Annotated in this window: 17 protein-coding genes; 3 read left to right on the forward strand and 14 right to left on the reverse strand. The window is 69.6% G+C overall.

Features of this window, described 5'->3' with window-relative positions; translation table 11 throughout:
* Window positions 1-6 precede the first annotated feature (6 nt).
* From H9Y04_RS12140 to H9Y04_RS12160, 5 genes are all read right to left on the reverse strand, one after another.
* On the reverse strand, window positions 7-969 hold the full coding sequence (locus H9Y04_RS12140) for an HpcH/HpaI aldolase/citrate lyase family protein (protein WP_187813817.1): 963 nt from the start codon (window positions 967-969) through the stop codon (window positions 7-9).
* Window positions 966-3,065, reverse strand: coding sequence for a protein meaA (locus H9Y04_RS12145; RefSeq protein WP_187813818.1), 2,100 nt, complete (start codon window positions 3,063-3,065; stop codon window positions 966-968). Before H9Y04_RS12145 ends, H9Y04_RS12140 begins: the two co-directional genes overlap by 4 nt.
* Window positions 3,065-4,402: a crotonyl-CoA carboxylase/reductase gene (gene ccrA, locus H9Y04_RS12150; protein WP_187813819.1), complete on the reverse strand. Its 1,338-nt coding sequence runs from the start codon at window positions 4,400-4,402 to the stop codon at window positions 3,065-3,067. Before ccrA ends, H9Y04_RS12145 begins: the two co-directional genes overlap by 1 nt.
* 481 nt (window positions 4,403-4,883) lie before the next feature.
* Complete coding sequence (locus H9Y04_RS12155) at window positions 4,884-5,717, reverse strand: TetR family transcriptional regulator (RefSeq protein WP_187813820.1); 834 nt, start codon at window positions 5,715-5,717, stop codon at window positions 4,884-4,886.
* 238 nt (window positions 5,718-5,955) lie between these two features.
* Window positions 5,956-7,746, reverse strand: coding sequence for a 3-hydroxyacyl-CoA dehydrogenase family protein (locus tag H9Y04_RS12160; RefSeq protein ID WP_187813821.1), 1,791 nt, complete (start codon window positions 7,744-7,746; stop codon window positions 5,956-5,958).
* 446 nt (window positions 7,747-8,192) lie between these two features.
* Between H9Y04_RS12160 and H9Y04_RS12165 the strand changes: the two genes are divergently transcribed.
* From H9Y04_RS12165 to H9Y04_RS12175, 3 genes are all read left to right on the forward strand, one after another.
* Entirely contained in the window at window positions 8,193-8,570 is a 378-nt protein-coding gene (locus tag H9Y04_RS12165; protein ID WP_187813822.1) for a nuclear transport factor 2 family protein, read from the forward strand.
* 61 nt (window positions 8,571-8,631) lie between these two features.
* Window positions 8,632-9,213 (forward strand): adenylosuccinate lyase, encoded by a 582-nt coding sequence (locus H9Y04_RS12170; protein WP_187813823.1) that lies wholly within the window; start codon window positions 8,632-8,634, stop codon window positions 9,211-9,213.
* Window positions 9,214-9,257: 44 nt separating this feature from the next.
* Window positions 9,258-9,578 (forward strand): SCO4225 family membrane protein, encoded by a 321-nt coding sequence (locus H9Y04_RS12175; RefSeq protein WP_187813824.1) that lies wholly within the window; start codon window positions 9,258-9,260, stop codon window positions 9,576-9,578.
* Between the two features lie 57 nt (window positions 9,579-9,635).
* Here the strand turns inward: H9Y04_RS12175 and H9Y04_RS12180 are convergent, their stop codons facing one another.
* From H9Y04_RS12180 to H9Y04_RS12220, 9 genes are all read right to left on the reverse strand, one after another.
* Window positions 9,636-10,199: a GNAT family N-acetyltransferase gene (locus H9Y04_RS12180; RefSeq protein WP_187813825.1), complete on the reverse strand. Its 564-nt coding sequence runs from the start codon at window positions 10,197-10,199 to the stop codon at window positions 9,636-9,638.
* A 9-nt stretch (window positions 10,200-10,208) separates the two neighbouring features.
* On the reverse strand, window positions 10,209-10,610 hold the full coding sequence (locus tag H9Y04_RS12185; RefSeq protein ID WP_187813826.1) for a RidA family protein: 402 nt from the start codon (window positions 10,608-10,610) through the stop codon (window positions 10,209-10,211).
* Between the two features lie 82 nt (window positions 10,611-10,692).
* Entirely contained in the window at window positions 10,693-12,279 is a 1,587-nt protein-coding gene (locus H9Y04_RS12190) for an alpha/beta hydrolase (protein ID WP_187813827.1), read from the reverse strand.
* Between the two features lie 144 nt (window positions 12,280-12,423).
* Window positions 12,424-13,473 (reverse strand): Rv2578c family radical SAM protein, encoded by a 1,050-nt coding sequence (locus H9Y04_RS12195; protein WP_187813828.1) that lies wholly within the window; start codon window positions 13,471-13,473, stop codon window positions 12,424-12,426.
* Window positions 13,474-13,693: 220 nt separating this feature from the next.
* Window positions 13,694-15,007 carry a M60 family metallopeptidase gene (locus H9Y04_RS12200; RefSeq protein WP_187813829.1) on the reverse strand — a complete coding sequence of 438 codons (1,314 nt, stop codon included), beginning with the start codon at window positions 15,005-15,007 and terminating at the stop codon, window positions 13,694-13,696.
* 202 nt (window positions 15,008-15,209) lie between these two features.
* On the reverse strand, window positions 15,210-16,400 hold the full coding sequence (locus H9Y04_RS12205; protein ID WP_187813830.1) for a Gfo/Idh/MocA family protein: 1,191 nt from the start codon (window positions 16,398-16,400) through the stop codon (window positions 15,210-15,212).
* Window positions 16,397-17,854, reverse strand: a complete 1,458-nt coding sequence (locus tag H9Y04_RS12210) for a M1 family metallopeptidase (RefSeq protein ID WP_187813831.1) — start codon at window positions 17,852-17,854, stop codon at window positions 16,397-16,399. The genes H9Y04_RS12205 and H9Y04_RS12210 overlap by 4 nt, the downstream gene beginning before the upstream one ends.
* On the reverse strand, window positions 17,851-19,536 hold the full coding sequence (locus H9Y04_RS12215; RefSeq protein WP_187813832.1) for an extracellular solute-binding protein: 1,686 nt from the start codon (window positions 19,534-19,536) through the stop codon (window positions 17,851-17,853). The genes H9Y04_RS12210 and H9Y04_RS12215 overlap by 4 nt, the downstream gene beginning before the upstream one ends.
* A gap of 97 nt (window positions 19,537-19,633) precedes the next feature.
* On the reverse strand, window positions 19,634-20,494 hold the full coding sequence (locus H9Y04_RS12220) for a carbohydrate ABC transporter permease (protein ID WP_187813833.1): 861 nt from the start codon (window positions 20,492-20,494) through the stop codon (window positions 19,634-19,636).
* Window positions 20,495-20,497: the final 3 nt, after the last annotated feature.

The raw sequence follows: 20,497 nt of genomic DNA on the forward strand, positions 1-20,497 counted from the left end.
GGTGTCTTACGCCTCCGGGGCCTCGAACTTCGACGTGCGCCGCATACCCGCCGCACGCCCCTTCCCGGAGATGACGAGCGCCATCTTCCGGCTCGCCTCGTCGATCATCTCGTCGCCGAGCATCGCCGAGCCCTTCTTGCCGCCTGCCTCGGACGTGTAGTACTCGTACGCGTCCAGGATGAGCTCGGCGTGGTCGAAGTCCTCCTGCGAGGGCGAGAAGATCTCGTTCGACGCCTCGACCTGGCCGGGGTGAAGCACCCACTTGCCGTCGAAGCCGAGCGCGGCGGCGCGCTGGGCGACCTCGCGGTAGCCCTCGACGTTGCGGATCTGCAGGTAGGGGCCGTCGATCGCCTGGAGGTCGTTGGCGCGGGCCGCCATCAGGATCTTCATCAGGATGTAGTGGTAGGCGTCCGCCGGGTAGCCGGGCGGCTGCTCGCCCACGACCAGGGACTTCATGTTGATGGACGCCATGAAGTCGGCCGGGCCGAAGATGATCGTCTCGATACGGGGGGAGGCCTCGGCGATCGCGTTGACGTTGTTCAGACCGCGCGCGTTCTCGATCTGCGCCTCGATGCCGATCTTGCCGACCTCGAAGCCCATCGTCTTCTCGATCTGCGTGAGCAGCAGGTCGAGCGAGACGATCTGCTCGGCCGTCTGCACCTTCGGCAGCATGATGCAGTCGAGGTTCTGGCCCGCGCCCTCGACCACGGTCACGACATCGCGGTACGTCCACTCGGTGGTCCAGTCGTTGACCCGCACCACGCGCGTCTTGCCGGTCCAGTCGCCCTCGTTGAGGAACTTCACGATGGTGTGGCGCGCCTCGGGCTTGGCGAGCGGGGCGCAGGCGTCCTCCAGGTCGAGGAAGACCTGGTCTGCGGGGAGGCCCTGGGCCTTCTCCAGGAAGCGGGGGTTGGACCCCGGCACCGCGAGGCAGGAGCGACGCGGACGGAGACGGTTCACCTGGGTCATGCGGGGACCTCCAAGGGGTCGAGCTGGTTCGCTGTGCGGATCTCGTCGACGATACGGCCGATGATCTCCGTGATGCCGAAGTCCTTCGGCGTGAAGACGGCGGCCACTCCGGCGGCCTTCAACTGCGCGGCGTCGGCGCTGGGAATGATGCCCCCGACGATGACGGGGACCTCGGCCGCCCCCGCCTCGCGCAGCCGCGCCAGCACATCCGGCACCAGCTCGGCGTGCGAGCCGGACAGGATGGACAGACCGACGCAGTGCACGTCCTCGGCGAGCGCCGCCGAGACGATCTGCTCGGGCGTGAGCCTGATGCCCTGGTAGACCACCTCGAAGCCGGCGTCACGGGCCCGTACGGCGATCTGCTCGGCGCCGTTGGAGTGCCCGTCCAGGCCGGGCTTGCCGACGAGCAGACGGAGCTTGCCGCCGAGCTCCTCGCCGGTGCGGCGGACCTTCTCGCGGACGAGGGCGAGAGGGGAGCCCTCCTCCGCCGTGACCGCGACCGGAGCCGACGAGACGCCCGTGGGCGCCCGGAACTCGCCGAACACCTCGCGCAGCGCCCCCGCCCACTCGCCTGTGGTCACACCGGCGCGCACGCACTCCAGCGTGGCCTCCATGAGGTTCTCCGTGCCCGCCGCGGCCTCCTTGAGGCGGTCGATCGCCTGCCGGGTGGTCGGGTAGTGGAACGGATCGCCCAGCCCCTGGCGGTCGCTGGACTCCTCACGGGTCGTACGCCACTCGCCGATGGCCCGCACGACCTTGGCCTCGACCGCGTGGTCCACCGTCATGATCGCGGTGTCCAGGTCGGCCGTGAGCGGGTTGGGCTCGGTGGTCTCGTAGATGTTGACGCCGACGATCTTCTCCTCGCCGCCCTCGATCCGCGCCCGCCGCTCGGCGTGCGAGGCGACGAGCGCCGACTTGAGGTAGCCGGATTCGACGGCCGCCATCGCGCCGCCCATCTCCTGGATCCGCTCGATCTCCGCGAGGGACTCGGCGACCAGCTCGTCGACCTTCTTCTCGATGACGTGCGAGCCCGCGAAGATGTCCTCGTACTCGAGAAGGTCGCTCTCGTGCGCGAGCACCTGCTGGATCCGCAGGGACCACTGCTGGTCCCACGGCCGCGGCAGGCCCAACGCCTCGTTCCAGGCCGGGAGTTGTACGGCGCGGGCGCGGGCGTCCTTGGAGAGGGTGACGGCCAGCATCTCCAGGACGATGCGCTGGACGTTGTTCTCCGGCTGCGCCTCGGTCAGGCCCAGCGAGTTGACCTGCACCCCGTAGCGGAACCTGCGCTGTTTGGCGTTCTCGATGCCGTACCGCTCGCGCGTGATCTGATCCCAGATCCGCCCGAACGCCCGCATCTTGCACATCTCCTCGATGAAGCGGACACCCGCGTTCACAAAGAAGGAGATGCGGGCGACGACGTCCCCGAACTTCTCCTGGGGGACCTGCCCTGCGTCGCGTACGGCATCGAGAACGGCGATGGCGGTGGACATCGCGTACGCGATCTCCTGGACCGGTGTGGCCCCCGCCTCCTGGAGGTGGTAGCTGCAGATGTTGATCGGGTTCCACTTGGGGATGTGGGACACCGTGTAGGCGATCATGTCCGTCGTCAGGCGCAGGCTCGGCCCCGGCGGGAAGACATGCGTCCCGCGCGACAGGTACTCCTTGACGATGTCGTTCTGCGTCGTGCCCTGCAACTGGGCGATGTCCGCGCCCTGTTCCTCGGCGACCACCTGGTAGAGGGCCAGGAGCCACATGGCGGTGGCGTTGATGGTCATCGAGGTGTTCATCTGCTCCAGGGGGATGTCCTGGAACAGCCGGCGCATGTCACCGAGGTGCGAGACCGGGACGCCCACCCGGCCGACCTCGCCGCGGGCCAGGATGTGGTCCGGGTCGTAGCCGGTCTGGGTCGGCAGGTCGAAGGCGACCGACAGACCCGTCTGGCCCTTGGCGAGGTTGCGGCGGTAGAGCGCGTTGGACGCCTCGGCCGTGGAGTGGCCCGCGTAGGTGCGCATCAGCCACGGGCGGTCCTTCTGCCGGGGCCGCTGGTTCGGTTCCCGAGGTGTCCGCGGCTCCTGGGGTTCCTGAGAGGGAGTCATCAGATGTCCCGGAAGCGGTTGATGGCGTCCAGGTGCTTGGCGCGCATCTCCTCGTCCCGCACGCCGAGCCCCTCCTGAGGCGCGAGCGCGAGCACGCCGACCTTGCCCTGGTGGAGGTTGCGGTGCACGTCGTACGCCGCCTGCCCGGTGTCCTCCAGGGAGTACGTCTTGGAGAGCGTCGGGTGGATCTTGCCCTTGGCGATCAGGCGGTTGGCCTCCCACGCCTCGCGGTAGTTGGCGAAGTGCGAGCCGATGATGCGCTTCAGGGACATCCACAGGTAGCGGTTGTCGTACTCGTGCATGTAGCCCGAGGTGGAGGCGCAGGTGGTGATGGTGCCGCCCTTGCGCGTGACGTAGACGGAGGCGCCGAAGGTCTCGCGGCCCGGGTGCTCGAAGACGATGTCGATGTCCTCGCCGCCGGTGAGTTCACGGATGCGCTTGCCGAAGCGCTTCCACTCCTTGGGGTCCTGGGTCTGCTCGTCCTTCCAGAACTTGTAGCCCTCGGCGTTGCGGTCGATGATCGCCTCGGCGCCCATCTTCCGGCAGATCTCCGCCTTCTGGTCGCTGGAGACGACACAGATCGGGTTGGCGCCGCCGGCCAGGGCGAACTGCGTGGCGTAGGAGCCGAGTCCGCCGCTGGCGCCCCAGATCAGGACGTTGTCGCCCTGCTTCATGCCGGCGCCGTTACGGGAGACCAGCTGGCGGTACGCGGTGGAGTTGACCAGACCGGGAGCGGCGGCCTCCTCCCAGCTCAGGTGGTCCGGCTTGGGCATCAGCTGGTTGGACTTGACGAGCGCGATCTCCGCGAGCCCGCCGAAGTTGGTCTCGAAGCCCCAGATGCGCTGTTCGGGGTCGAGCATCGTGTCGTTGTGGCCGTCGCTGGACTCCAGCTCGACGCTCAGGCAGTGCGCGACGACCTCGTCGCCCGGCTTCCAGGCGTTGACACCCGGGCCGGTGCGCAGGACGACACCCGCGAGGTCGGAACCGATGACGTGGTACGGCAGGTCGTGCCGCTTGGTGAGCTCCGACAGTCGCCCGTAGCGCTCGAGGAAACCGAAGGTGGAGAGCGGTTCGAAGATCGACGTCCACACGGAGTTGTAGTTCACCGAGCTGGCCATGACGGCCACCAGGGCCTCGCCCGGGCCGAGTTCGGGCACGGCGACCTCGTCGAGGTGCAGCGACTTGCGCGGGTCCTTCTCGCGGGTCTCGAGTCCGGCGAACATCTCGGTCTCGTCCTTGTGCACGGTGACCGCGCGGTAGGACTCGGGGATGCGCAGCGCGGCGAAGTCGGCCGGGGTGCTGTCCGGCGACTGGATCGCGTCCAGGATTTCCTTCACGGTGTTGCCTCCGGCGAAAGCGGTACGTCGGGGTGAGGGTGCGTCGAGCTGAGGTGAGGGAACTGCGGTGGTGGTGCCGTCGGTTCGGCGGAGACTGCGGGCGGCGGTCGCGGACGACCGGCCAAGTGCGGTGCTGCGGCGGCGCTTTGTGTGCGCGGGAGGTGCCTGTGACGCAGGCGTCCGGGCGCTCAGGCCCCTTGCGGGACCTTGAGGGGACAGCCGGCGCACGAGGGTTCTCTGCGCGCCGGCCGCCCGGACTGATTTCAAGTTATGGCACGGCGTGCCAAGCGGCAAGACACCGAGTGCCAACATTTTCTCTCAGGTGTCACCAGGCCGGTTCAGATGAGCGATGATCGATCAAATGCAGCGAGGAAAGGGCCTCTGGCCTGCGGAAACGCGAAGACGGCCGCCCCTTCGCAGGGGCGGCCGTCGGTCGAATGTGGCCTACGTTACTTGCGAGTATTCGGGTTTTCCGGAGGGCTTACGGGGCGTCCGGGGTGCGCAGCGCCCGCTCGATCGTGCGCATGACCTCGTCGAGCGGCGCGTCCGTGCGCGCCACCGTCACCAGCACCTCGCCCTCGGTGCGTGCCGCCGCCACCGGAGTGCTCCCGGACGGTGAACGCCCCGCCAGGATGCCGCTGCCGAAAGTGCGCCGGACGATCGCGAACGCGTGGTCGAGCTGGCCCTCCAGATCGCCCTTGCCGCCTGCCCGCAGCCAGCGCCGCAGCACATGGTTGTGCGCGGTCACCACGGCCGAGGCGGCGACCTCGGCGAGCAACGGATCGTCGTCGCCGTCGTGGTGGGCCTGCTCGTCGAAATGGCCGAGCAGATAGCGCGTGAAGAGCCGCTCGTAGCGGGCCACCGAGGCGATCTCGCGTTCGCGCAGGGTCGGTACCTCGCGCGTGAGGCGGTAGCGCTCGATGGAGACGGCCGGCGAGGCCGCGTACATCTTCATGACTTCCTTGATGCCGCGGCAGACCGTGTCGAGCGGGTTCTCGTGCGGCGGAGCGGCGTTCAGGACCGCTTCCGCGCGGATCAGGGTGTCGTCGTGGTCCGGGAAGATCGCCTCTTCCTTGGACCGGAAGTGCCGGAAGAAGGTGCGGCGCGCGACTCCGGCGCGCGCCGCGATCTCGTCGACCGTGGTGGCCTCGTATCCCTTGGCCGCGAACAGCTCCATCGCCGCGGCCGCCAGCTCCCTGCGCATCTTGAGCCGCTGGGCGGCGGCGCGACTGCCCGCGGCACTTTCCGGTGCGTCGGGCGCGGAGGTGGTTCTGGGGGTGTTGGCGGCACTGGGCATGGACCGAACGTACTGCATGGAATCGGTGTGCTGCGCCGCAGCGGAGGGGCTGATCGCCGGATCGAGCAGCCCACCCCACTCCGTACGGGACCTGGAGGCTGGTGTCCGACCCTTCTCCGGGGCCGAGGGGCCTGGCACCGCCGCCTCCTGCGTTGTCGTCGGTCGCGATGGCTCCGCCATCCCTCCCTCCTCCGCCTTGGATTCGACGGCGCCAGGCCCCTCGGCCTGATCCGAAGCGGGGTCGGACACCAGCCTCCTAGCGCCTGGCATATTCGCGGAAGCCGCGACCGGTCTTGCGGCCGAGGCAGCCCGCGGCGACCAGGTGCTCCAGGAGCGGCGCGGGAGCCAGGCCCGGGTCGCGGAACTCGCGGTGGAGCACCTGCTCGATCGCCAGGGAGACATCGAGGCCGACCACGTCGAGCAGCTCGAACGGTCCCATCGGGTAGCCGCCGCCGAGCTTCATCGCGGCGTCGATGTCGTCGAGGGTCGCGTAGTGCTCCTGGACCATCTTGATCGCGTTGTTCAGATACGGGAAGAGCAGCGCGTTCACGATGAAGCCGGCGCGGTCGCCGCAGTCCACCGGGTGCTTGCGGATCTTCGTGCAGACCTCGCGGACCGTGGCGTGCACATCGTCGGCGGTCAGGACCGTGCGCACGACCTCGACCAGCTTCATGGCCGGGGCCGGGTTGAAGAAGTGCATGCCGATCACGTCCTGCGGGCGCGAGGTGGCGCGGGCGCAGGCGACCACGGGCAGCGAGGACGTCGTGGTGGCGAGCACCGCACCCGGCTTGCAGACCTTGTCGAGCGTGGCGAACAGCTGCTGCTTGATCTCCAGGTCCTCGGCGACGGCCTCGACCGCGAGATCGACGTCGGCGAAGGAGTCGTACGAACCCGCCGGTGTGATCCGGCCGAGCGTCTCGTCCCGCGCCTCGGCGGTCATCCGGCCCTTGTCGACAGAACGCGAAAGCGACTTGGCGATACGGGACTTGGCGGTCTCGGCCTTCTCCTGGCTGCGCGCGGCGAGCACGACGGCGTAGCCGGCCTTCGCGAACACCTCGGCGATCCCGGAGGCCATGGTCCCCGAGCCCGCGACGCCGACGCTGCGCACCGCGCGTCCGGCGGCCAGCGGCGCGTCGTCCAGCGGGGTCAGCGCGTCGCGCACCGTCTCGGTGCTGCCGGGCTCGGCGTACGTGTAGAAGCCGCGCCCCGCCTTGCGGCCGGTCAGACCGGCCTCGCTGAGCTGCTTGAGGATCGGCGCCGGCGCGTGCAGCCGGTCGTGGGACTCGGCGTACATGGCGTCCAGGACGGTGCGCGCGGTGTCGATCCCGATCAGGTCGAGCAGGGCGAGCGGGCCCATCGGAAGGCCGCAGCCGAGCCGCATCGCGGCGTCGATGTCCTCGCGGCTGGCGTACTTGGCCTCGTACATCGACGCGGCCTGGTTGAGATAGCCGAAGAGCAGTCCGTCCGCGACGAAGCCGGGGCGGTCGCCCACGGACACGGGCTCCTTGCCGAGGTCGTGGGCGAGCGCGGTGACCGCGTCGACGGCCTCGGGCGCGGTGAGCACGGACGAGACCACCTCGACCAGCTTCATCGCGGGCGCCGGGTTGAAGAAGTGCAGGCCGAGGACGCGCTCGGGCCGGGTGGACTCGGCGGCGAGCCGGGTCACGGACAAGGCGTTGGTGCCGGTGGCGATGATGGTGTCCGGGCGCACGATCGCGTCCAGTTCGCGGAAAAGACGGCTCTTGAGCTCGTACGACTCCGGGATCACCTCGATGACCAGGTCGGCCGCGACGGCGACGTCCAGGGCGGTGAACGTACGGAAACGGCTGAGGAGTTCGTTGCGCTCGGCTTCGGTGATCCGCCCGCGCTGCACGGCGCGTGCGGTGGAGGCCTCCAGAGCGGCGACGGCCTGCACGGTCTGGGCCTCGCTGATGTCGATGCCGATGACGTCGCGGCCGGCGCGGGCGAGCACCTCGGCGATACCGGTGCCCATGGTGCCGAGGCCGACGACGGCGATCGTGCGCAAGGAAGGTTCGGGACGGTCCATCGCGGACTCCAGGGAGGGTGAGTGACGACTGAGAGGGGCGTACGCGCGGCCACCGGTGAACGGGCAGGGGGCGTACGGGAGTTGGTGTCGTGGTGTCCGGCCGCGCGCAGAGCGCGGACCGGCGCCGTGCCCGGCCCGCGCTCTGCGCGCGGAGCCGGTGGTGATCGACGGGCCCTGTCCCGGGGCCGCGTCGCAAGCGATGTACCGAACCGACAAGCTCTCGCCGGCTGCGTCACCAGGCCGGCGGGAGTACATACGGGGTGTGTCCCGCTCGTCTGAGCTTAACCGGTGGGTAACGAGCGCGCCAGACCCCGGAGTTTGTGGTCTGGCTCACGGTGCGGGGGACTCGCGGGGAAGCACGCCGGTGCCGCGACCGGGATGGTTCACCGTGATCGGAAGACGGCTCGCGGGAGGAGCGCACGCGAGGCGGCTGGTATTACTGGGACATGCAGGAAGAGACCGCACGCTCCGCGATCGACACGTTCATCTCCGCGTTCAACGCCTCGGACGACACCTATGTGACCACCCTGCTCTCCCAGGCCCTGACCTCGGATGTGGTCTTCTGGGGGCCGTTGGGCCGCAGCGAAGGAATCGCGGCGGTCGAGCGGTTCGTGCTGGACATCCGGCGCCACCCGGCGGGGACCGGCACGATGGTGCGCTGCTCCGCGGTGGACATGCCTGACGAGTGGGCCCGTTACCAATGGGTCTTCACCACACCGGACGGAGGCCCCCGCCTCGCGGGAACGGACGTCGTCCATCTGCGCCGGAGCCTCATCGACCAGATCATCGTCTTCGCGGGCGAGATCGGGCCGTCGGCCTCCTGAGCCGTCCAGCCCGCGCGACCACCCGGCGGACCTTCGCGGGCGCGGCATTAGGGTGGCGTTCATGGACGAAGAGTGGCGATCAGTGACGGAGCGCTTACGGCTCGAGGCCGGCGACGAGGGGGCGGCCACCTATGAGCGCCTGCGTGTCAGCAAGGACCACGACGCCCTGGCCCGCGTGCTGACCGAACCCCAACGCCCGCTGTGGGCCCGCGAGTTTGCCGCGCTGCGGCTCGGGCTGGCCGGTGACGGGCGGTCCTTCGAGACCCTGGTGCTGCTCCTCAACCACCGCGACCCGGAGCGCTGCGCGGCCGCGGCCGGCGCGCTCGCCCGCCTCGGCGACCCCCGTACGGCCCGCGCGGCGGCGGCCCTCGCGACCAACGAACTGCGCGTCGCCTACGCGCTGCACCCCGTCCGGCTGCTCACGGAGCTGCGCGCCCCCGAATCCGCACCCGCGCTCGTCACGGTCCTCGAACGCCGGCTCGCCTCGCCCACCGACCCGTACTGGCGCGTGGCCTTGGCCTGTGTCGAGGGGCTCGGTGCCCTCGCCGACTCGCGCGCCGTCCCCGCCCTGACGGCCGCGCGCGCACATCCACGGCTCGCGGCCGCGGCCACCGCGGCGCTGGCGAGGATGACGGACGCCTGAGACGGTTGCCGTACTGCTTGGTCCGTACGGCAGTTGGGGGCGCGATGAAAGGACGGCTCGGCGGGCTCGTCCGCCTCACCGTGACGAACCCGCTCTCCCTCGCCTATCTCGGCCTGATCGCCGCCTGCGCCCTCGCCGGGGCGCTCTACGAGTGGACCGTCGCCGACCCCGACTCGATGCTGAAGGGCGTGGGCTACTCGGCGGCTCTCCTCCCGCTGCTGCCCACCCTCCTCCTCTACATCCCGTTGGAGGACCTGGTGTACGACGGCCCCGCGCCGACGGGCTGGCTCTTCTACGTCTGGGCCGCCGTCAGCTTCCTGGTGCAGTCGGCGGCGATGGGGTGGCTGTGGCGGGGGCGTGAATAGGCCGTGCGCGCCCGCCTGTTGCCGTTCGACATCGGGCCGGTCCGGCCAGGAGAGCGCTCAGGTGCGCATCGACCCGCGCGGTGCCGTATCTCCTGCGGGCGGTCCGCCGAGGCGTCGCGCATAACGCACCTCGGGCACGGCCACGCCGTCCACGTCGTATGCCGTGGAGGTCCCGTCGGGGCCGAATCCGGCCCGCTCGTAGAAGCGGCGGGCGCGGTGGTTCCCGATGAGCACCCACAGCACGACGAGTTCGACTCCGGCCGTACGGCAGCGGTCCAGGCTCTCGTCCATGAGCGCGCGGCCCGCACCGGTGCCGATCCCGTCGGGGTGGACGTAGAGGGCGTACACCTCGTGGGCGCCCGCGGCGAGGTCCTCGTCCCGCGTGGGCCCGAACGCCGCGAACCCGATCACGCGTCCCTCCCGTTCGGCGACCAGACCGACGGCGCCGGGCCTGGGGTCGGCCCACCGCTTGCGCCGTGCGGCGGCGTCCGCCTCGGGGCTCATCGCGTCGAGATAGCTCTGCGGCATCAACCCGCGATACGCGAACTGCCATCCGCGCACACGGATCTCGGCGACGTCGTCGAGATCGGCCTCGGTCATCTCCCGTACGCGTAGATCCATGCGGGCACCTTAGGGGGTGGCGACCACGGCGAGCGCCTCGATTTCCATCAGGAACTCCGGGGCCACGAGGGCGGAGACCTGGACGGCCGTCGACGCGGGCAGCCGGTCCGGGTGGAGGTACGCGTCGCGTGCCGCCCGTACGGCCGGCATATGGGCGGTGTCCGTCACGAAGTACGTCAGCTTGACGACGTCGTCGAAGGAGGCGCCCGCGGCCGCGAGGCAGCGGCGGAGGTTCTCGAAGACCTGGCGGCCCTGCGCCTCGGGATCCCCGGGGCCCACGAGCTCGCCCCGTTCGTCCAGTGCGAGCTGGCCGGACACCGCGATGAAGGTGCCGGTGCCGAGGACGACATGCGTGTAGGCCGTGGCCGGGTGGACACCGTCGGGGGCGGGGATGCGGGTGAGGTCGCTCATCCACCCATCCTCTCCGCACCCCGACGGCGTCAGCGTGCCGGGTCGGGATCCTTCCGGTCAGGGGCCCGAGCCCGGGTTCAGGTCAGGACCTGAACCCGAGCATTCCGTGCAGGGTCGACCCGCCGCCCGAGGCCGATGCGGCCGCGGGCGCCTCCGGTTCGGGGTCGGGGAGCGCGGCGCAGGTCGCGTCGACCTCACCCGCACCCCGTGGCACCTTCCCCGAAGCGAGGTAGTCCGCCAGGTACTTGTCCAGGCAGGCGTTGCCGCTCAGCGTGATGCCGTGGTTGCCGCCGCCCTCCTCGACGACCAGGCTCGATCCGTGCAGCTTCCGGTGGACGACGAGTCCGCCCCCGTACGGGGTGGCCGCATCGTCCGTGGCCTGGAAGAGCAGCACCGGCGGCAGCTTGGAGTTGGAGACGTCCGGCGGGCTCAGCGGCTTCGTCGGCCAGAACGCGCAGGGCGCGTTGTACCAGGCGTTGTTCCATGTCATGAACGGCGCCTTGTCGTGCGCCTTCCACATGTCATGGCGCCACTGCCCCCAGTCGCGCGGCCACCACGCGTCACGGCACTGGACGGCCGCGTACACGGAGTACCCGTTCTCGCCCGACGCGTCGACGGCCGCGAAGTTCTCGTACGCCTCGACCAGCGGGCCGTCGTCCTTGTCGTTGACGTACGCCGCGAACGCCTCGGCCAGGTAGGGCCAGTAGCCGTTGTAGTACCCGCCGGGGATGAAGGTGTCCTCGAGCTCGCTCGCGCCCACCTTCTTGCCGGCCGGCTTCTTCGCCAACGCCGCGCGCATCGCGTACCACTTGGCCTCGATCTTCGCCGGGTCCTTGCCGAGCTTGTACGCGGCGTCGTGCTTGGCCACCCAGGCCGCGAAGGCCTTGTGGCGGGCGTCGAAGGCGTAGTCCTGGTCGATGTTGTCCCGGTACCAGACGCCCGTCGGATCCACGATGGAGTCGAGGACCGCCCGGCGCACCCGGTGCGGGTAGAACTTCGCGTACACCGCGCCCAGATACGTGCCGTAGGAGTAGCCGAAGTAGTTGATCTTCTTGGCGCCCAGTGCCTTGCGGATCGCGTCCATGTCACGGACGGCGCTCACCGTGTCGATGTACTTCAGGAGCGAGCCGTACTTCTTGCCGCAGGCGTCCGCGAAGGCCTTGGCCCGCTTGAGGTTCGCCTGCTCGATCCTCTGCGAGGACGGCACCGTGTCGGGCCTGACCGGATCGAAGTGTCCGGGGCGGCAGTTGAGCGCGGGCTCGCTCTTGCCCACGCCGCGCGGATCGAAGCCGATCACGTCATAGGTGGCGGCGACCTTCTTCGGCAGGGAGCCGGCCACGAACCCGGCGAGCGTGAGCCCACTGCCTCCGGGGCCGCCGGGGTTCACGAGCAGGGGTCCCTGGTACGACTTCGCCGAAGAGGTGTGCGGCACCCGCGAGAGCGCCAGCGTGATCTTCTGGCCGCCCGGCTTCGAGTGGTCGAGCGGGACCTTGAGCGAAGTGCACTGCAGCGTCGGGTAGTTCTCGGTCGAGCAGTCCTTCCACTTGAGTGAGGTGCGCGCGGCCGGGGCCTTTTCGGCCGCCGGGGTGCCCGCCGCCGACGGGACCGCGCTCAGCAGCCCGCCCACCATGGCGGCGACACCGCACAACGCCAGTGTGCGTGTTCTCATCCGACCTCCCGGTACGGAGGGTCCGGACCGCTGCCCGCGGCCCGGCTTCGGACTGTGCATGCCACAGCCCACGCCGCATCGTCCCGGAAACGGTCCCCGGAAGGACAGATTCTGTTGTGAGTTGACCGAATCGAGGGGAAACGGTCACAGGAGGGTTAGCTGAGTCGCCTCCGGTGCCAGAGGCTGCTGCGGCGCCGTGGACAGCGGTTGCGTCGCGGGCCGGTCGATCCGCCGGGCCTCGCCCGACGAGGACGGCCCGATCCCGAACTCCCTTGCCAGCTCGTGCACATGGCGGGTGATCCGCCGCTGGTACCACTTCGGCGCGTAGGCGCCCTCCGCGTACAGCCGCTCGTACCGCCGTAGGAGATGGGGGTGGTGCTGCCCGAGCCACGCCATGAACCACTCGCGGGCGCCCGGGCGCAGATGCAGCACGAGCGGTGTGACGGAGGTGGCGCCGGCGGCGGCGATCGCCCGTACGGTGCTCCGGAGCTGCTCGGGGGAGTCGCCCAGGAACGGGATGACGGGAGCCATCAGGACCCCGCAGCCGATGCCGTGCTCGGTGAGGGTGCGCACGACGTCGAGGCGGCGCTCGGGGGAGGGGGTGCCGGGTTCGACCGTGCGCCACAACGTCTGGTCGACGAAGCCGACGGAGACGGAGATGCCGACCTCGGTCACCTCGGCGGACTGCTTGAGCAGCTCCAGGTCGCGCAGGATCAGGGTGCCCTTGGTCAGGATCGAGAAGGGGTTCGCGTAGTCGCGCAGGGCCGAGATGATCCCCGGCATCAGGCGGTAGCGGCCCTCCGCTCGCTGGTAACAATCGACATTCGTCCCCATCGCGATGTGCTCCCCGTGCCAACGGTGGTCGGCGAGCTTGCCGCGCAGGAGCTCGGGGGCGTTCACCTTGACCACGATCTGCGAGTCGAAGCCGAGGCCGGTGTCGAGGTCGAGATAGCTGTGGGTCTTGCGCGCGAAGCAGTACACGCAGGCGTGGGTGCAGCCCCGGTACGGGTTCACGGTCCACTCGAAGGGCATCCGCGAGGCCCCCGGCACCCGGTTCACGATCGACTTCGCACGGATCTCGTGGAAGGTCATGCCGGCGAACTCGGGGGTGTCGAACCGCCTGGTCGTCACCGCGTCCGCACCGAACAGAGCGGCGTCCATCGGACGTTCATGGGTCAGGTTGTCCCAGCGCATGGAGCCTCCTCGGTTGCACTGGACCACAGAATAGAACACATGTTCCCTTGATCGTGCGCGGAGAGCGCCGGACTTTGCGCAGGGAACAGACGCCCGCCCCGGCCCGCCATGCGGTGGCGGCATGCGCCCGCCCCCGGCCCGCCATAGGGAGGCGGGGTCGGGGGCGGCCGATGCGCACGCGGGAGCCTCTGCGCCATTCGCGCAGGCGGGAGCCTCCGCGTCACTCGCGCAGGGTGCTCAGATCGGACGACGGCGGGTTCAGGCCGAGGGCGGCGATCCGGGAGCGGCCCGAAGCGGTCAGGGGGTAGCGCCACCTGTCGGCGAAGAAGCCGGTCAGGTCGCGGCCCATGGCGCGGCTGGCGTAGACGGCGAGGTTGTCGTAGCGGTCGGCGTCCGTGGCGGCGGGTGGGTTGTCGGTGCGGATGTGCCGGTGGACCAGTTGCCACAGGCCGACGCCGGAGGCCAGGTACAGCTGCCACAGCGGGACGAGCTTCGCCCAGACCGGGAGGTCCGCGTAGGCCGTGCCGGCGTTCCGTGCCGCGAAGGCCTGGTCGTACTCGTCCAGGCCGCTGCCGTTCTTCGTGAGCAGCCGGGAGGTGAGGCCCAGGGTGCGCTGGGCATACAGGGCGTAGAGGTTGTTGGTGACCTCCGTCAGGGCGGCCGGTTTCACGGCGGACTGCTGATGCTGATGGCCGAGTTCGTGGTACGTGCCCCAGGCGGCGGTGCGCAGCCGGCTCTCCGAGGCGAGGTTGACCACGGAGGCGTCGGGGAAGCCCATGAAGCCCGAGCTGGAGGCGAAGGCCCCCCAGCCGTCGGGGACCTTGGTGACGTTCACGAAGTGGTACGGCAGCGGGTTGCGGGCATGCAGGCCGGTGGTGCCGGACAGCCCGCTGAAGGTGGCGTGCGAGGCCAGCACCGTTTCATACGCGTCGAGCAGGGTCGCGTGGTTCTCGCCGCGATAGGTGAGGGCGGTGGCACGGGACAGGGTGACCAGGGCGTGCGCCGAGCGGAGCTGGACGTATCCCGCGCCCGGGTAGTTGTCGAGCTGCCACTGGAAGGTGGACTCGCTGGTGGTGCCGTGTACGAAGGTGGGCATGGCGAGGATGCCGGTGCCCAGCGTCACGGCCGCCTGTTCGCCGCTACCGATGAAGATCAGCTGGAGTGGGCCGCCGTGGGCGTCGGTGAGGGTGTTGGTCCCGGCGGAGAGCGTGTATGAGCGGGCGTTGGTGCCGTAGGGGTCGGGGATGCCGACGACGGCTTTCGGGACCAGTCCGTCCGGGGCCGAGACGGCGAGCGTGACCCGGACGCCCGCCGGGACGTAGGCGCCGGTGGCAAGGTAGTCGCTGGCCGGCATGGCGCAGGCCAGCCGGGTCCGCTGGGAAGCGGCGGATGTCCGAGCCGTGAGGTTGAGGGTGACGGCCTGGATCGACGCGGCCCCGGCGGGGCGCGCGGTCGGCAGCAGGGCGCTGACTCCGGCGGCGGCCGCCGCGGTGAGGACGGCGCGGCGGCCTGGTCTCGCGGAGGTAGGGCTCAAGACTTGCTCCCACGGGTGTGTCGGGACACGGGGTGTGGTGCGCTGGTCGAGCAGCCGAGACCGTAGTAAGCGTGTACATCAGACGTCAAGTAGTAAGGGCGAGAAGGTTGTTGATTCCCTGGCAGGCGTGCCCGAGAGCGGTGAACGCGGTTACCGTGCGAGACCTGCTCGGCGCTTTAGGGCCTGATCCACAAGGCATCCCCTAGTCCCGCGTCTGTCCCCGCTCGAAGTACGCCACGAGCTCCGGGGCCAAGGGCGGGACGGTCCGTGGGGTGCCGCCGTCGCGTAGTGACTCGGTGGCCCGCACCCCCGCCGCCACGGCCATCCGGGCCGCGACCGGAGAGGTGTCCGTCGGGGCGCCGTCGCGGGCGAACCGGAGGAACTCGTCGATCAGGAGCGGGTCCGCGCCACCATGGTTGCCCAGGTCCTGTACGGCGGGGATCTCGTGCACCTCGTCGGCGTCCGGGCGGTAGCCGGACCGCCGGGAGTTCCACACCTTCACACATCCGCCGGGCCCGTCGCCGAGGTTCTCCAGCCGGCCCGCGTCACCGATGACGGTGTAGTTGCGCCAGTAGTCGGGCGCGAAATGGCACTGCTGGTAGGCGGCCAACACTCCGTTGTCCAGGCGCATGTTGAGCATCGAGACGTCCTCGACGTCGATCACCGGATTGAGCGCCCGCTGCGTGGCGGGTGGCCAGTGGCCGTCCTTCGTGTACCAGTCGTCCGCTTTCGGCTCGCCGGGCGCACGGCGGTCCGGGTTGTCCCCGTACACCATGAGGTCGCCCAGCGCCTGCACTTCGGCGGCGTATCCGCCCGCCAGCCAGTGCACGACGTCGAGGTCGTGGGCGGCCTTCTGCAGCAGCAGCCCCGTCGTGTTGCGGCGTTCGGCGTGCCAGTCCTTGAAGTACCAGTCGCCGCCGTAGCCGACGAAGTGCCGAACCCACACGGTCTTGACCTCACCGACGGCGCCGCCGAGGACCAGGTCGCGCATCAGGCGTACGACGGGCATGTGCCGCATGTTGTGCCCGATGTACAGCCGGGTCCCCGTCTCGTAGGCCGTACGGAGAATGTCGTCACAGCGCTCGACGGTGATGTCCAAGGGCTTCTCGACCAGGACGGGTTTGCCCGCGCGCAGTGACTCGCAGGCCAGTTCGGCGTGCGTGTGGTCCGGGGTGAGGATCAGGACGGCGTCCACGTCGGGGTCGTCGAGGACTCGCCGGTGGTCGGTGTGCAGGGCCGCTGCGGGCAGCCGTGACCCGGCGTTACCCAGCGCCGCAGGGTCGGGGTCTGCCACCGCGGTCACCACCGAGCCCCCGCCGGGGCGGTGGGCGGTCAGGGCCAGCGAGGCGCGCAGGCCGAAACCGAGCACGCCCAGGCGGAGGTCGTCGGTCATGGCGTGGGTACCGTCCAATCGGGGTGTCCGGGCATCGGCGGGTTCACCGAGCCGAAAAGCCAGTCGCGCAGAAAGCCGTCGAGTGAGGCGTCGCCCGTCAGGTCGACCACGTGCCGGATGAAGTCCTCGCTGTCCACAGTCGAGTCATGGAAGCGACGCGGCCAGACCTTCATGATCTGCTCGAACTTCGCGTCCCCGACCTGCTTGCGCAGCGCGTACAGGACCAGCGCCCCGCCCTGGTAGATGTTGAACCCGCCCAGGGCCTTGGGCAGTCCGGGCGGCCCGTTGAGCGCTCGGTCAGAACCGAGCCTCGCGTAGTAGCCCTTCATCAGCGCCTCGAAGTCCTCCCAGCCCTGCTCGGCGCTGTACAGACGCTGGTAGTACACGGCAGGCCCCTCGTTCAGCCAGGCCTGCTGCCAGTCCTTCGGGGTCACGGAGTCGCCGTACCACTGGTGCACGAGCTCGTGGATCATCGTGTTCTCGTACGTCGGATGGCCCGCCGCGTTGAGCTTGAACCACGCGGTGGAGAACAGCGACAGCGTCTGGTTCTCCAGGGCCGCCTTGTACCCGTCGTAGATGTGCAGCCCGTACACGCTGAACGGGTAGCGGCCGAACTTGGCCTCCGCCCAATCGAGATGGTCCGCCGTGCGCTCGACGATCGGCGCGTACTTCTCCTCCTGGCCCTGCGGTACGACATGCCGCAGCCGCAGACCGCGGCGGCTGGTCCCGTACAGATACGTGCCCTTGACCACCGCGATGCCGACCAGTTCGGTGGCCATCCGTTCGCGCAGTGCGAAATGCCAGACCGCGGAGCCGTCCGGGCGCGGGGACTTGGCGAGCAGCTCGCCGTTCGCCGTGGCGACGAAGCCCTCCGGGGCGCTGATGTGGAAGGTCCACGTGGCCTTGTCGGACGGGTGGTCGTTGCAGGGGAAGAACGTGTCGGCGCGTGAGGACTGGGCCGCGCAGGCGAAGCCGCCGTCGGTGCCGAAGTTCCAGCCCGTCACGCTCGCCCGCGGCGCCTTGCCGTTGCCGTGGTAGCGGACCTCGACGGTGAACGGCACCGACTTCGCGAGCGGGCTCGCCGGGGTGACGGTGAGCTCCTGGCCGGTCAGCCCTGCGCTCAACTCCCATGAGGCGTCACGGCCGTTGACCTTGACGGAGTCGATCTCATGGCCGTCGGTGTCCAGATTGAACGCCGAGAGGTGCTGGGTCGCCTGGGCGAACATCTTCACCACGCCGGTGAAGTCGTACGTCACCGGCGTGAAGTCGAAGGTCAGGTCGTAGTGCGTGACCTGGTAGCCGCCGTTGCCGAGCGTCGGGTAGAGCGGGTCGCCGACGCCAGGTGCGCCGGGCGTCGGCTCGGCCGACGCCGCCCGGGCGATGCCCGTGACGGCGAGCGCGGCGGCACTCGCGCCGCCGAGCGTCAGGGCGCGTCTTCTGGTGTACGAGGTCACTTGGCGGTCACCTTCTTGCCCTGCTGCAGCGCCTCCTGGAACTCGGTGCGCGCCTGCTCGCCGCCCTGCGCCAGGTAGTCCTTGACCAACTGGTCGTACGCGGACATCGGCTTGCGGCCCGAGATGAGGTCCTTGAGGCCGTCCGACTTGAGGGTGAACAGGCTGCCGCTGCCCTTGGAGTCCCAGGTGGGCGACGAGTAACCGGCGTACTCCTTCGGAAGCATCAGCGGGATGATCTTCGAGTACGCCGCGTGGAGATGCCGCACACCCACCTCGGAGCTGGTGGAGAACAGGTCGGGGACGGCCGAGCCGAACAGCCTCCACGGCACGACCGTGTCCTGCGTGCCCTGCTTGGTGAGGACCGGGTTGCCCTTGGCGTCACGGGTGTGGTCGACGCCCTCGACGCCGTAGTTGATCAGTGTGTACTCCTCGCTGCCGAACGGGGCGGCGGCGAAGTCGGCGAGGGCGATGAGCTGCTTGACCCGCTTGTCGTCGGCCTTCTTGATGAACACGTACGACAGGGCGAGATTGTTGGGCCAGGCCACCGCCGAGGAGCCGATCGGTGTCATCGGCCGCGGGTCGAACTTCTTGTCCACGCCGGCCATCGCGTCCAAGTAGCCCGTGCTGGGCGTGAGATAGGCGGGCATGCCGTCGTAGACATAGGCGGCCTTGCCGTTCTTGAAGAAGCCGGTGTACTTCTCCTTCTGTGCGGCGGTCATCGCCAGTGAGCCGGGGTAGTAGCAGCCGGCCTTGTACAGCTCGCGGGCCGTCTCGACCGCCTTGCGGAACTCCTCGGTCTCCAGGTCCAGGGTGAACTTGCCGCTCGCCTGCTCCAGGCGCCAGTCGTACGGCGCACCGTAGGACATGGCCAGGAGATTGATGGCGGTGGCGCTGAGCGCGTACTGGTCCTTCTTGGGCCGGGTCAGATCCTTGCACAGCTCCACGAACGCCGCGACGTCGGTGAGATCGTCGAGCGATTCCACCCCGGCCTGGGCGTACAGGTCATGGCGGTAGAAGCCCACGCCGCCCGAGCCCGCACGGGAGATCGGGATGCCGTACAGCCTGCCGCCGAAGATCCCGTCCTGCCAGGCGGCCTTCGTGATGGCGGCCAGGTTCGGGTAGGCGCTCACCTTGTCGCCGGCCAGGAACGGCGTGAGGTCGGCGCACTTGGCGGCCAGGAAGCCGGCCTTGTTGTCGGCGCCGCCGGTCTCCGGGTACATGAAGATGTCGGCGATGTTGTCGCCCGCGACCATCGTGGAGAACTTCGTCGGGTAGTCGTCGGCCGGCACGATGGTGATGTCGACCTGGGCGCCGAGCTTCTTCTCGATGGCCTGCCAGGCGGCGTTCTCGTCGCGTCCGGGCGGCGGCGGGGCGTACGTCTGGAGCGTGGCCTTCACCGTCTTGGCGCCCTTGAGCGGAGCGCCCTTCACCGACGCGGTGGGCTGTGCCGGGTAGGTGAAGTAGCCATTCGGCACGCCGGCCGCGGTGCCCGGCAGATCGGGCTTGAGGCCGATGTTGCGAGGCGTGGTCTTCGGCAGCAGCGCGGCGTCCTTCGCCCCGGCCTTGGCCTGGGTTCCGCCGTCGCCGCAGGCCGCGAGGAGCGGTGCGGCGGCGAGGCCGAGGCCTGCGCCCAGGCCCAGACGGAGCAGAGAGCGACGGTTGATCTCGGTGGAGCTCGACACCTGAGGGTCTCCTAAGGATGAGGAACGTGCCGGAGCGGGGGGAAGGGTGGAACGGCCGTGCGGAAGAGGCAGTTGGGGTCGGCGCGAGGCAGGGGCGTCAGCCCTTGACGGCGCCCGTGAGGACACCCTTGGTGAAGTAGCGCTGCAGGAAGGGATAGACGAGCAGGATCGGGATCACGGCGATGACCAGCACCGCCATCTGCACCGACTGCTGCGGTGCGAGCGCCTCGCCTGCGACGGCGCCGTCCATGGAGCGGCCCTGCAGCACGAAGGTGCGCAGCACCATCGGCAGCGGCCACTTCTCGGAGTCGTCGAGGTAGAGCAGTGCGTTGAAGAAGGCGTTCCAGTACGTGACGGCGTAGAACAGGCTGATCACGGCGATCACGGCTTTCGACAGCGGCAGGACGACGCGCAGCAGGACCCGGAAGTCGCCCGCGCCGTCCACCTTCGCCGCGTCGTACAACTCCTGCGGCAGGTTCATGAAGAAGGCCCGCAGGACGACCAGGTTGAAGGCGCTGACCAGGACCGGCGCCACCAGAGCCGCGAAGGTGTTGTACAGGCCCAGCTCCTTCACCAGAAGGAAGTTGGGGATGATGCCCGGGTTGAAGAGCATCGTGAACAGCGCGGCCATCAGGATGAACCGGGAGAACGGCACATCGCGGCGGGAGAGGCCGTAGGCCATGCCGATGGTGGCCAGCACGCTGGCGACGGTGCCGGTCACGGTGATGAGCAGGCTCACCATCAGAGCGCGCATCACCACACCGCCCTGGAAGACGGTGCGATACGCGTCCAGGGTGGGGTGATCCGGCCACAGGACCAGACCGCTGCCCTTGAGGACATCCGTCTGACTGGCGAAGCTGGTGCCGATGACGGCGAGCAGCGGGTAGACGACGGCAGCCACCACCAGGGTGAGCGCCAGGCCCTTCAGCGCCTGGCCGGGGATGGTGGGCTTTTCCATCCA

The sequence above is a fragment of the Streptomyces polyasparticus genome (assembly GCF_014493765.1).
Classification (GTDB): Bacteria; Actinomycetota; Actinomycetes; order Streptomycetales; family Streptomycetaceae; genus Streptomyces; species Streptomyces polyasparticus.